The sequence below is a fragment of the Tepidimonas sp. genome (assembly GCF_029335975.1).
Taxonomy (GTDB): Bacteria; Pseudomonadota; Gammaproteobacteria; order Burkholderiales; family Burkholderiaceae_C; genus Tepidimonas.
This window is the reverse complement of the sequence record NZ_JARJMT020000010.1, coordinates 1-11761: the sequence shown is the minus strand read 5'-3', so window position 1 is coordinate 11761 and position 11761 is coordinate 1. Positions and strand designations below refer to the sequence as shown.

At 67.2% G+C, this 11761-nt stretch carries 11 protein-coding genes and 1 pseudogene; 8 read left to right on the top strand and 4 right to left on the bottom strand.

Annotation, left to right across the window (positions count from 1 at the left end; translation table 11 throughout):
* The 3 genes from P3W97_RS00565 to P3W97_RS00555 form a co-directional block, all read left to right on the top strand.
* On the top strand, positions 1 to 841 hold an 841-nt coding region (locus tag P3W97_RS00565; RefSeq protein WP_300843033.1), incomplete at its 5' end, for a type IV pilus twitching motility protein PilT.
* Positions 842 to 868: 27 nt separating this feature from the next.
* Positions 869 to 2005, top strand: coding sequence for a PilT/PilU family type 4a pilus ATPase (locus P3W97_RS00560; protein ID WP_300843032.1), 1137 nt, complete (start codon positions 869 to 871; stop codon positions 2003 to 2005).
* A gap of 14 nt (positions 2006 to 2019) precedes the next feature.
* Positions 2020 to 2943, top strand: coding sequence for an NAD(P)-dependent oxidoreductase (locus P3W97_RS00555; RefSeq protein ID WP_300843031.1), 924 nt, complete (start codon positions 2020 to 2022; stop codon positions 2941 to 2943).
* A gap of 30 nt (positions 2944 to 2973) precedes the next feature.
* Here P3W97_RS00555 and P3W97_RS00550 read toward each other — a convergent pair whose 3' ends face one another.
* The 3 genes from P3W97_RS00550 to P3W97_RS00540 are packed head-to-tail and all read right to left on the bottom strand — an operon-like array spanning position 2974 to position 4727.
* On the bottom strand, positions 2974 to 3675 hold the full coding sequence (locus P3W97_RS00550; protein WP_300843030.1) for a BON domain-containing protein: 702 nt from the start codon (positions 3673 to 3675) through the stop codon (positions 2974 to 2976).
* A complete protein-coding gene (locus tag P3W97_RS00545; RefSeq protein WP_300843029.1) occupies positions 3672 to 4283 on the bottom strand; it encodes an SIS domain-containing protein in 612 nt (203 codons plus the stop codon). Before P3W97_RS00545 ends, P3W97_RS00550 begins: the two co-directional genes overlap by 4 nt.
* Before the next feature lie 21 nt (positions 4284 to 4304).
* Positions 4305 to 4727: a YraN family protein gene (locus P3W97_RS00540; protein ID WP_300843028.1), complete on the bottom strand. Its 423-nt coding sequence runs from the start codon at positions 4725 to 4727 to the stop codon at positions 4305 to 4307.
* 64 nt (positions 4728 to 4791) lie between these two features.
* Between P3W97_RS00540 and rsmI the strand changes: the two genes are divergently transcribed.
* The 4 genes from rsmI (at position 4792) to P3W97_RS00520 (ending at position 10134) form a co-directional block, all read left to right on the top strand.
* Positions 4792 to 5700 carry a 16S rRNA (cytidine(1402)-2'-O)-methyltransferase gene (rsmI, locus tag P3W97_RS00535; protein ID WP_300843034.1) on the top strand — a complete coding sequence of 303 codons (909 nt, stop codon included), beginning with the start codon at positions 4792 to 4794 and terminating at the stop codon, positions 5698 to 5700.
* Between the two features lie 42 nt (positions 5701 to 5742).
* On the top strand, positions 5743 to 8397 hold the full coding sequence (locus P3W97_RS00530) for a bifunctional acetate--CoA ligase family protein/GNAT family N-acetyltransferase (protein ID WP_300843027.1): 2655 nt from the start codon (positions 5743 to 5745) through the stop codon (positions 8395 to 8397).
* A 204-nt stretch (positions 8398 to 8601) separates the two neighbouring features.
* Positions 8602 to 9147, top strand: coding sequence for a phasin family protein (locus P3W97_RS00525; RefSeq protein WP_300843026.1), 546 nt, complete (start codon positions 8602 to 8604; stop codon positions 9145 to 9147).
* Positions 9148 to 9282: 135 nt separating this feature from the next.
* Positions 9283 to 10134, top strand: coding sequence for a 3-hydroxybutyryl-CoA dehydrogenase (locus P3W97_RS00520; protein WP_300843025.1), 852 nt, complete (start codon positions 9283 to 9285; stop codon positions 10132 to 10134).
* A 71-nt stretch (positions 10135 to 10205) separates the two neighbouring features.
* Here the strand turns inward: P3W97_RS00520 and moaC are convergent, their stop codons facing one another.
* Positions 10206 to 10712, bottom strand: coding sequence for a cyclic pyranopterin monophosphate synthase MoaC (gene moaC / locus P3W97_RS00515; RefSeq protein WP_300843024.1), 507 nt, complete (start codon positions 10710 to 10712; stop codon positions 10206 to 10208).
* 203 nt (positions 10713 to 10915) lie between these two features.
* Here moaC and P3W97_RS00510 point away from each other — a divergent pair.
* Positions 10916 to 11620, top strand: a pseudogene (locus P3W97_RS00510) (M48 family metallopeptidase); the annotation flags it as partial.
* Between the last annotated feature and the right edge of the window lie 141 nt (positions 11621 to 11761).

Sequence of the window (11761 nt, the reverse complement as noted above, 5' to 3'; positions counted from 1 at the left end):
GGTGGATTTCTCGTTCGAGATCGCCGGTCTGTCGCGTTTTCGCGTCAACGCTTTCAACCAGCACCGCGGGGCGGCAGCGGTGTTTCGCACCATTCCCGCCAAGGTGCTGTCGCTGCAAGACCTCCACTGCCCGCGCATCTTCGCCGATCTGGCGATGAAGCCGCGTGGACTGGTCTTGGTGACTGGCCCCACCGGCTCCGGCAAATCGACCACACTGGCCGCCATGGTCAACCACCGCAATGAAAACGACGCCGGCCACATCCTGACCATCGAAGACCCGATCGAGTTCTTGCATGAGCCGAAGAAGAGCCTGATCAACCAGCGCGAGGTCGGACCGATGACGCGTTCGTTCGCAGCGGCATTGCGCTCGGCGCTGCGCGAGGACCCGGATGTGATCCTGGTCGGTGAGATGCGCGACCTGGAGACGATCCGACTGGCGCTGACCGCTGCCGAGACCGGCCACCTGGTGCTTGGCACCCTGCACACATCGAGCGCTGCCAAGACTATCGACCGCATCGTGGACGTTTTTCCCGCCGAAGAAAAAGACATGGTGCGCGCCATGCTGTCGGAGTCGCTGGTGGCCGTGATCTCCCAGACACTGCTCAAGACCGTCGGCGACCAAGGCCGTATCGCGGCGCACGAAATCATGATCGGCACACCCGCCATCCGCAACCTGATCCGCGAAAACAAAGTCGCACAGATGTACTCTGCCATCCAGACCGGCCAGCAATACGGTATGCAGACGCTGGACCAGTCGCTCATCGATCTGGTGCGGCGCAATGTCGTCACTGCCGCCGAGGCGCGCAGCAAGGCCAAAAACCCCGACAACTTCCCCGCTTGACGGCGATCCAATCAGCGGGAACGCGCAATGGAACGCGATCAGGCCAGCCATTTCATCCACGAGCTGCTGCGGCTGCTGGTCAGCCGCAAGGGCAGCGACCTGTTCTTGACCGCCGACTTCCCGCCTGCCATCAAGGTCGATGGCGTCATCACCAAGGTGTCGCCGCAACCCCTGAGCGGTCAGCACACGCAGGCGCTGGCGCGTGCGATCATGAACGACAAGCAGGCGGCGGAGTTCGAGCGCACCAAAGAGTGCAACTTTGCCATCGCCCCGGCCGGTATCGGGCGTTTTCGTGTCAACGCATTCGTGCAGATGGGCAGGGTCGGCTTGGTGCTGCGTGCCATCCCGTCCCAAATTCCCACCGTCGATGAGCTGGGGCTGCCGCCGATCCTCAAACAGTTGGCGCTGGCCAAGCGCGGCATCTGCATTGTGGTGGGCGGCACCGGCACCGGCAAATCCACCACACTGGCCGCGATGGTGGACTGGCGCAATGAGCACGCCCACGACCACATCGTCACCGTGGAAGACCCGGTGGAGTTCGTGCACACGCACAAAAACTGCATCGTCACCCAGCGCGAGGTGGGCATCGACACCGACAACTGGGAGATCGCTTTGAAGAACTCGCTGCGCCAAGCGCCCAACGTCATCCTGATGGGCGAGATTCGCGACCGCGAGACGATGGAGCATGCCATATCGTTTTCCGAAACCGGTCACCTGTGCCTGGCCACACTGCACGCCAACAGCGCCAACCAGGCGATGGAGCGCATCATCAACTTCTTCCCGCACGACCGGCACCCGCAGCTGCTCAAGGACGTGTCGTTGAATCTGCGCGGCATGATCGCGCAGCGCCTGCTGCCGCGCGAGGATGGCAAGGGGCGTGTGGCCATCGTCGAGGTGCTGCTCAACAGCGCGCTCATCGCCGACTTGATCATGAAGGGCGAGGTCCAGGAAATCAAGGAAGTGATGAAGCGCAGCACCGAGATCGGCATGCAGACCTTCGACCAGGCGCTGTTTGCTGCCTTCGAAGCGCATCAGATTTCGTACGAGGACGCGGTGCGCAACGCCGACTCGCAAAACGACATCAAACTGCGCATCAAACTCGAAAGCCAGCGCGCGCGCAAAGGCGACCTGTCCGCCGGCACCGAACACCTGCAAATCATCTGATCCGAACGCTTCTCATGCCCCACGTCAACCCCAAAGCGTCGTACGACCCCATCCCCCCGCAGCGCGTGGCCTTTTTGGGCCTGGGCGTGATGGGCTGGCCGATGGCTGCCCACCTGGCGCTGGCCGGCCACACCGTCACCGTTTACAACCGCACGGCCGCCAAAGCGCAGGCGCTGGTGCGAGCCATGGCCGAGCGCGGCATCGACCGCGTACACGCTGCGGCCACGCCGCGCGCCGCCGCCGAGGGTGCCGCATGCGTGATGGCCTGCGTCGGCAATGACGACGACCTGCGCAGCGTCGTGCTGGGGCCTGACGGGGCGCTGGCAGGGATGGGGCCAGATACGGTATTTGCCGACCACACCACCGCCTCGGCCGAGGTCGCGCGCAAGCTGTATGTCGCCGCGCGCGAGCGCGGCTGCCACTTCGTCGATGCGCCGGTCTCCGGCGGGCAGGCGGGCGCCGAAAACGGCCAGCTCACCATCATGTGTGGCGGCGACGAGGCGCCGTTCGCGCGTGTGCAGCCGGTGATGACCGCCTATGCGCGCGCGGTCACCCGGCTGGGCGACAGTGGAGCCGGGCAGTTGGCCAAAATGGTCAACCAAATCTGCATCGCTGGGCTGGTGCAGGGCTTGTCGGAGGCGATCGCCTTTGGCCAGCGCGCCGGGCTGGACATGAAGCGGGTGCTGGACGTGATCGGCCAGGGCGCTGCGCAGAGCTGGCAGATGGACCACCGCGGCAAGACGATGGTCGAGGACCGCTTCGACTTCGGCTTTGCGGTGGACTGGATGCGCAAGGACCTGGGTTTGGTGCTACAAGAGGCGCGCCGCAACGGCGCGCGTTTGCCAGTGACGGCCTTGGTGGACCAGTTTTATGCCGATGTGCAGGCCATGGGCGGCGGACGCTGGGACACCTCCAGCCTGATCCGCCGTTTGCGCTAAAGGCACGCCCCGCCGCAGCGCCAGCGCTCCTCAACGGTCGCTGGACGACGTGGCTGCGTCCTGCTTGGGCGCCGGTGGCTGCAGCCGAGCCAGATCGGCCTCGCTGATGATCTCGAACACCCGCACCACGCGCTGCACGCCCGGTACGGTGCGCGCGATGTCGGCCGCGCGCTGCGCTTCGCGCGCTGTCACCAGCCCCATCAAATACACCGTGCCGCGCTCGGTGGTGACCTTGATCGCGTTGGCCGACAGGTCCTTGGCATCGATGAAAGCGGCCTTGACGCGTGCCGTCACCAGCGCATCGGAGGAGCGCGCCGTCAGCGACGGCGAGCCCATCACGACCAACTCATCGATCAAGCCCACGACATTTTCCACCCCCTGCACGATGCGCAGCACGGCCTGGCGGTCGGCCTCGGAGGCGACCTCGCCGGTGAGCAGCACCTTGCGGTTGAAGCTGGTGGGGTTGACACGCACACGCTCGCCGAGCTGTTCGCGCACGCGGTTGCTGACCTTCAGCTCGATCGTCTGATCCTCCAGCTGCGTGGCGGTGGTGCGGCGGTCGGTCGCCAACAGCACCGTCCCACCCACCGCCGCCCCTGCGACAAGGGGCGTGCAGCCGCTCAGTGGCATCAGGCATGCGATCGCTGCCGCGGTGGTCATGACGACAGTCGCCCAGGCAGGGAGTCCGGCGCGCTGGGAACGTCGATCGGTCAGAGAAGGAATGAGGGTCATGGTTCGATCAGCTCCTCGGTGTCTTCGCCCAGCAGCTGCACGTCGATGGCATCGCACATGGCGTGCAAGGCGACCAATTGGGCTTCGCGCACACGCGCCGGCCGCTCGGTGGGCAAGGTGACCAGCACATCGGTGTTTTTGAGCACATCCGGCAGTTCGCCGGGGCGTGCGCCCGTCAGGGCCACCACCACCATCTCGCGCTCGTGCGCAGCGGCGATGGCGGCCATCGCATCCGGCCCGGGCGGCCCTGCCACGATGAGCAGCAACACATCCCCCGGCAACCCCAGCGAGCGCAGCTGCCGCACCACGGACCAGGTCACCGGATCCAAACCCGTCGAGGCACCCGTGTTGACGGCAGGAAGGGTCCCCAGCGCCAGCGCCGCCAACTCAGGGCGCTCGCGCTCGAACCGGCCGACCAATAGCGCCACGACCAGCTGGGCGAACGCGGCCGACACCCCGCTGCCCCAAACCAGAATCTTGCCGCCGCCAGTCAGCCCGGACAGCATCGCGCCGGCTGCCGCCTCCAGCCCCGGCCCCACGCTTTGGGCGCACTGGTACTGCAGGTCGGCACCATCGACGAAATGCTGCTGAATGCGATGCACAAGCATGGGCACTATCTTATCGACTCGTCAATCCCAGGCGCTGGCTTCGAACGCACCGCGCACCCACTCGATCCGAGGGGGCTGCGTCGCCCCAAGTTCCCCGTCCACCAGCACGGCGTCGAAGCGGCAGGGCGGCACCTGCGGCAGCCGCGCCAGAAAGTGCCGCGCCGCAAACACGATGCGGCGCTGCTTGGTGCGTCCAATGCTGGCTGCCGCCCCACCATACTCGCCGCGGCCGCGCTGACGCACCTCGACGAACACGAGCGTGCCATCGGACTCCGCCATAATCAAATCGACCTCGCCACCCCCACGCCCGGGGCTGCGCACATTGCGCCGCACCAAACGCAGGCCGCGGCCCAACAGATACTGCAGGGCCAGCGCCTCTGCCGCGTCGCCCTGTGCTTTCATGCCTGGCCGCGCGCTGCGGGATCGGGGCCCTTTTCCATCCATCGCCATCGTGAATACGCCTCACTTGCTCGTCTCCGCCGCCACCGGATCGCCCGACGATGGGGGCTTGGCGGCGCGCCTGGCCGGCAGTCAAGATTATCCAGCCGGGGCGCTGTACATCGTGGCCACCCCGATCGGCAATCTGGCCGACATCACCCTGCGCGCGCTGCATGTGCTGCGCACGGTCGATGCCGTGGCCTGCGAGGACACCCGCCACACCGCGCGGCTGCTGCAGGCCTACGGGCTGCACGCCGAGCTGTTGGCCGTTCACGAGCACAACGAAAGCCGCATGGCCCCATCCATCGTCGAGCGCCTGCGGCGCGGCGAGCGTATCGCCTGCGTCAGCGACGCCGGCACCCCCGGCATCAGCGACCCGGGCGCGCGGCTGTGTGCCGCGGTGCGGGCTGCGGGCCTGCGCCTCATTCCCGTGCCGGGGGCCAGCAGCCTCACGGCCCTGCTGAGCGTGGCTGGCATCGCCGAAGGGGCGGTCACGGTGGTGGGCTTTCTGCCCGCGCGGGGGGCGGCCCGCGAGCGGGCCTGGCGGCATTGGTGCCAAGCCGACACGGGCTTGGTGCTGCTGGAGGCGCCCCACCGCATCGAGGCGCTGGCTGCCGAACTGTCGGCCCTGGGCGAGCGGCCGGTGACCCTCGGGCGGGAGCTGACCAAACAGTTCGAAGACATCGTCACCCTGCCCTGCGCGGGCGTGATCGACTGGCTGGCTGCCGACCCCCACCGCCGCCGCGGCGAATTCACGCTGGTGATCCACCCCCGCTCCACTGTACCGCCACCGGGGCAGCCGGGGGATGAGGATGCAGCCAGCACCGCGCTGCCCGCCGAAGCCCAGCGCGTGCTGAGCCTGTTGCTCGATGAGCTGCCCGTTAAATCCGCGGCGCGGCTGGCCAGCGCCATCACTGGGGTGCCCAAAGGGGTGCTGTACCAGGCCGCCCTGGCCCTGCGCGCGCCTTCGCACGATTGACATCCCCCCACCCATTCCAGCCACCACAACGCCTACTCCCCCATGAGCATCCGTAACCTCGAATTCTTGTTTGCCCCCCGCCGCGTGGCGGTGTTCGGTGCCTCCGATCGGCCACACAGCGTCGGCGGTACGGTTTGGCGCAACCTGTCCCGCGGCTTTCAGGGGGAGCTGTTTGCAGTCAACCCGCGCCAGCCCGCGCTGGGTGTACCCGTAGCGCGCGACCTGGCCGATTTGCCAGTGGCACCTGACCTGGCGGTCATCTGCACCCCGCCCGCTACCGTCCCCGGCCTGATCGCCAGCCTGGGCGAGCGCGGCACGCGGGCCGCCGTGGTCGTCACCGCCGGGCTGGACGCCGCGCACAAACAGGCCATGCTGGATGCGGCGCGCCGCCACACGTTGCGCATCCTGGGGCCCAACTGCATCGGCATGTTGGTGCCCCACCTGGGTCTCAACGCCAGCTTCGCCCACGCCGATGCCCAGCCCGGCAACATCGCCTTCGTCTCGCAGTCGGGCGCGCTGGTCACGGCGGTGCTGGACTGGGCCAATGACCGGGGTATCGGCTTTTCGCACTTCGTCTCGCTGGGCGAGCACGCCGATGTGGATTTTGGCGACATGCTCGACTATCTGGGCAGCGACGCACGCACCCGCGCCATCCTGATGTATGTGGAGTCCATCACAGCGCCACGCAAGTTCATGTCTGCGGCCCGGGCAGCAGCCCGCAACAAGCCGGTCATCCTGGTCAAGGCCGGCCGCTCAGCACAGGGCAGCCGCGCCGCCGCCTCGCACACGGGGGCGCTGGCAGGATCCGACGACGTGTTCGATGCCGCCATCTCGCGCGCGGGCATGTTGCGCGTCAACACCTTGCACCAGCTCTTTTTGGCTGTTGAATTGCTGGCGCGCTTTCGCGACAACCGCAGCGAGCAGCTGCTGGTATTGACCAACGGCGGCGGCGCGGGTGTGATGGCGGCCGACGCCGCCGCGCACATGGGCGTCGAGCTGGCCAGCCTGAGCCCAGAGACCCTCGCGCGACTGGATGCCGTGCTGCCTGGCAACTGGTCGCGCGCCAATCCGGTGGACATCATTGGCGACGCACCCGCACAACGCTATGTGGATGCGCTGCGCATCTTGCGCGAGGACCGCGACAGCGCCATCTTGTTCATCCAAGCGCCCACCGCCATCGTCCCCAGCGACACCATCGCCGAGGCCTTGTTGCCGCTGGTCACCGAGCGCCCGCCGCGGGTGCTGGGCTGCTGGCTAGGCCACGGTGCCGTGGCCGAGGCCCGGGCGCGCTTTCGTGCGGCGGGCATTCCCGACTACCCCACGCCTGAAGAAGCGGTACGTGCCTTTTCTTTCCTGCGACAGTACCACCGCCACCAGGCGGAACTGATGCAGACCCCACCTGCCCTGCCCGAGGGGCTGGCGCCGGATCTGGAGGGTATCCGCCAACTGGTGCGCGAGGCCTTGGCCAGCGGCTGCGAGTGGCTGACCGAGCCCCAGGCCAAGGAACTGCTGCGGCGCGCCGGTGTGCCCGTCACCCCGCTGCGCAGCGTCCCCGCCGACCCCCAGGCGGCCGTTGCGGCGGCCGATGCGCTCGGCTACCCCGTGGTGCTCAAAATCCTGTCCTCGGACATCACGCACAAATCCGACGTCGGTGGGGTGCGGCTCAATCTGCACGGTGCGCAAGAGGTGCTGGAGGCCGCCCGTGCCATGCTCGAACGGGTGGCCCAGCGCCGGCCCGACGCCCGCATCGAGGGCTTTACCGTACAGCCCATGGTCCGGCGGCGCCATGCGCATGAGCTGATCATCGGTGCGAGCATCGATCCGCTGTTCGGCCCGGTCATCCTGTTCGGCCAGGGCGGCACCGCCGTCGAGGTGCTGGCCGACCGCGCGCTGGCGCTACCCCCGCTCAACGTCGCGCTGGCCGAATCCTTGATCGAGCGCACCCGCATCGCGCGACTGCTGCGCGGCTACCGCGACGTCCCGCCGGCCCATCGGCCCTCGATCCACACCGCGCTGCTGGCGGTCTCGCAACTGCTGGCCGACGTGCCGGAAATCGCCGAGATCGACATCAACCCGCTGATCGTGGATGCAGACGGCGCGGTGGCGTTGGATGCGCGGGTACGCATCAGTGCCGCATGCCCGGCCGGTGCTGCCCGTTTTGCCATCCGCCCCTATCCGCAAGAGCTGGTCGAAACCCTGGACTGGCATGGCCAGACTTTGACCGTGCGCCCCATTCGCCCCGAAGACGAAGCCCAACATCTGGCCTTCCTGGAGCGGGTGGACCCCGAGGACATCCGCATGCGCATTTTCTACAGCCGGCGCAGCATCGAGCACAGCGAACTCGCCCGTTTGACCCAGATCGACTACGACCGCGAGATGGCCTTCATCGCCACCCGCGTCGGGCCCGATGGCACGCCCGAGACCATCGGCGTGGTGCGCGCTATCTGCGACCCCGACAACGACACGGCCGAATATGGCATCTTGGTGCGCTCCGACCTCAAGGGCATGGGCCTGGGGCGGCTGCTGATGGAGCGGCTCATCCGCTATCTGCGCAGCCACGGCACGCGCCGCATCGTCGGCACCGTGCTGCGCGAGAACAAGGGCATGCTCGGCCTGGTGGAGCGCCTGGGATTTGCCATCACCCCCCACCCAGAGGACCCGGACCTGCGGCATGTAGAACTGCCGCTGCAGCCTTGAGATACAGGCGGCAAGGCGAGCACTCGATGTTTTTTTGATGCAGCGCAACAAAAACGCTTGCATTTCCAGCATCACCCCCTATACTTGAGGGCATGTTGCAGCGCAGCATAAGCCGTCAAGTCCCCATCACTGGACGGACGCCCTTCGGGCAGGTTGCGCGCCATGACCCTTTGCCCATCCACCCGCTCTTCAAGGAGTCCCACCATGATGACCATCGAGCAAATCGTAGACCTGCACAAAAAGAATGCGGCCACCGCGTTCGACTTGGGTGAAAAAGCGCTGGCCGGCGTCGAAAAGCTGACCGAGTTGAATCTGCAAACCGCCAAGACGCTGATGGCCGAAGCGGCTGAACATGCCCAGGCCGTCCTGAGCGTGAAGGATATGCAGGACCTGGTCGCCCTGCAAAACGCCCTGCTGCAGCCCATGGGCGAGAAGGTGGCCGCTTACAACCGCCATGTGTACGACATCGCCTCCAGCCTGAGCGCTGAATTTGCCAAGGTCGCAGAAGCCCAATCGGCCGAAGCGCAAAAACAATTCGTCAGCGCGCTGGACAGCGCCGTCAAGAACGCTCCGCAAGGCAGCGAGCCGGCCGTCGCCGCCGTCAAGACCGCCGTGTCCACCGCCGCTGCGGCGATGGAGTCGGTGCAAAAGGCTGTCAAGCAAGCCACCGAACTGGCCGAAGCCAATCTGAAGGCCATGGCCACCACTGCGGTCAACGCCACCAAGGCGCCGCGCGCGACCAAGGCCTGATCCCAGACCAGGGCCCTTGCCCAAGCGCCTACCCGGCGTTTGCACGACACCCCGTGGCTGTACCGCGGGGTGTTCGTTTTTGGAGCGCCGCATAATCGGCGCTTGGTATTCCACCCCCCAAGAGGAGCTATCGATATGTCCATCGACACCATCGGCATCGTCGGTGCCGGCACCATGGGCAGCGGCATCGCGCAGGTTTGCGCGACCAGCGGCCTGAAGGTCGTCATGATCGACGTCAGCGACGCCGCCTTGACCAAGGGCCTGGCCACCATCGCCAGCAGCCTCGACCGCTTGATCAAAAAAGAGAAAATCACCGCCGCCGACAAAGACGCGGCGCTGGCGCAGATCCGTACGTCGACGAATTACGATGACCTCAAGGGCGCGCAGCTCGTCATCGAGGCCGCCACCGAGAACCTGGAGCTCAAGATCAAGATCCTGCGCCAGCTCGACGGCTTGCTGGCACCTGAGACTCTCATTGCCACCAACACCAGCTCGATCAGCATCACGCAACTGGCCGCCGTCACCGGGCGCGCGGACCGCTTCATCGGCATGCACTTCTTCAACCCGGTGCCGATGATGGCGCTGGTGGAGATCATCCGCGGCCTGCAAACCAGCGACGCCACCCATGACACCGTGCGTGAGCTGGCGCTCAAACTCGGCAAGACGCCGATCACGGTGAAGAACTCGCCCGGCTTCGTCGTTAACCGCATTTTGGTGCCGATGATCAATGAGGCATTCTTCGTGCTGGCCGAAGGGCTGGCCAGCCCCGAGGACATCGACGCCGGCATGAAGCTGGGCTGCAACCACCCGATCGGGCCGCTGGCGTTGGCCGACATGATCGGGCTGGACGTGTGTCTGGCGGTGATGAACGTCTACTTTGCCGAGTTCAATGACAGCAAGTACCGCCCTTGCCCACTGCTCAAAGAGATGGTGGCTGCCGGCTACCTGGGCCGCAAGACGGGCCGCGGGGTCTACGCCTACGCGTGACGCCTCCCGCGCGGGTGGGCGGCGGCACCAGCGGCGTCATGGCCCCGACGCCGCGGCACAGCGCCGATGGCTCAACGGTTCACGAAAGACCCGGACTTGCCGCCGTGCTTTTCCAGCAGCCGCACATTCGTGATCACCATGGCCCGATCGGCCGCCTTGCACATGTCGTAGATGGTCAACAGCGCCACCTGTACGGCGGTGAGGGCTTCCATCTCCACACCGGTCGGCCCCACGGTCTCGGCTGTCGCTTGCACGCGCACGGCGGGGGTCTGCGGCTCCACGGCAAACTCCAGCGCCACCCGCGTCAGCGCGATGGGGTGGCACAGCGGAATCAGCTCGCTGGTGCGCTTGGCGGCCATGATGCCTGCGATGCGCGCCACCCCCAGCACATCGCCTTTCTTGGCGTTGCCCTGCTGGATAAGGGCCAACGTCGCGGGCTGCATATGGATGCGCCCCTCGGCCACGGCCGTGCGGTGGGTGGCGGCCTTGGCGCCGACGTCGACCATGTGGGCCTGGCCCTGGGCGTCGAAATGGGTGAGCGGGGAACCGGTCTCGGGGATGGCGGGGATCGAGGTCATGACTGGCGGGGAATTCACGGCATGCAAACCGCATCATACGAGGGATGAGCGCGCCTTCCCACCGCACGACCGATCCCACGCTCGATGACGAGGCCCCGCAACGTCTGGTACCGATGGCTTGTCGTCGGCGCGACTGGCTGGCGGGCGCCCTGCGGGGCGCATTTGCCGGTGCTACCGCGCGCGCGCTGCTGCCTTGGCTGGGCATGGCTGGCGCAGCCGTGCCCGTCGGTGCCGATGCTGCCTCCAATTTGCCGGCGCTGGGCGATGGCGGAGAGCTGACGCTGTCGGAGGAGCGGCGCATCGGCGACCAGATCGCGCGCGCCATCTACCGTGACCCGGCCTACCTGGACGACCCGGTGTTGGGCGACTATCTGCAGCGCATCTGGGGCCCGCTGTTCCAGGCCGCCCGGCGCCGGGGTGAGCTGTCGGATGAACTGGCCGAGCGTTACGCCTGGCAATTGCTGCTGGCCCGCGACCGCACCGTCAACGCCTTTGCCCTGCCCGGGGGCTATCTGGGCGTGCATCTCGGGCTGATCGGCGTGACCGGCAGCGCGGACGAGCTGGCATCGGTCCTCGCGCACGAGTTGAGCCATGTCACGCAACGCCACATCGCCCGGCTACTGAGCCGGCAAAGGCAGCAAGCCCCCTTGGTTCTGGCGGCGATGGTGTTGGGGGCGCTCGCCGCCAGCGCGGCCCGCAATGCCGACATCGGCAGCGCGGCGATCGCGGGCGGCCAGGCGGTCGCACTGCAGGGGCAACTCAATTTCTCGCGCGACATGGAGCGCGAGGCCGACCGCATCGGCCTGACCGTCTTGCAGGCAGCGGGTTTCGACGGCCACGGCTTCATCGGCATGTTCGACCGGCTGCAGCAGACGGCCCGCCTGAACGACGATCGCAGCTACCCCTACTAGCGCAGCCAACCGCTCACCACCGAGCGTGTGGCCGACATGAGGGCACGCCTGCCGATCGAGGCGTCGGCGCGCGCGCCGCGCGGTCGGTGTGGCCGCCCCGCGGCCCGTCAGGCTGCGGTCGGAAGCGTGCGCACGGGT

What these genes read in the sequence shown, in the direction of transcription:
- P3W97_RS00555 (WP_300843031.1), top strand. Translation starts at nt 2,020, where the DNA reads ATGCCCCACGTCAACCCCAAAGCGTCGTACGACCCCATCCCCCCGCAG.
- P3W97_RS00530 (WP_300843027.1), top strand. Translation starts at nt 5,743, where the DNA reads ATGAGCATCCGTAACCTCGAATTCTTGTTTGCCCCCCGCCGCGTGGCG.
- P3W97_RS00545 (WP_300843029.1), bottom strand. Translation starts at nt 4,283, where the DNA reads ATGCTTGTGCATCGCATTCAGCAGCATTTCGTCGATGGTGCCGACCTG.
- P3W97_RS00560 (WP_300843032.1), top strand. Translation starts at nt 869, where the DNA reads ATGGAACGCGATCAGGCCAGCCATTTCATCCACGAGCTGCTGCGGCTG.
- P3W97_RS00525 (WP_300843026.1), top strand. Translation starts at nt 8,602, where the DNA reads ATGATGACCATCGAGCAAATCGTAGACCTGCACAAAAAGAATGCGGCC.
- P3W97_RS00540 (WP_300843028.1), bottom strand. Translation starts at nt 4,727, where the DNA reads ATGGATGGAAAAGGGCCCCGATCCCGCAGCGCGCGGCCAGGCATGAAA.
- P3W97_RS00550 (WP_300843030.1), bottom strand. Translation starts at nt 3,675, where the DNA reads ATGACCCTCATTCCTTCTCTGACCGATCGACGTTCCCAGCGCGCCGGA.
- moaC (WP_300843024.1), bottom strand. Translation starts at nt 10,712, where the DNA reads ATGACCTCGATCCCCGCCATCCCCGAGACCGGTTCCCCGCTCACCCAT.
- P3W97_RS00520 (WP_300843025.1), top strand. Translation starts at nt 9,283, where the DNA reads ATGTCCATCGACACCATCGGCATCGTCGGTGCCGGCACCATGGGCAGC.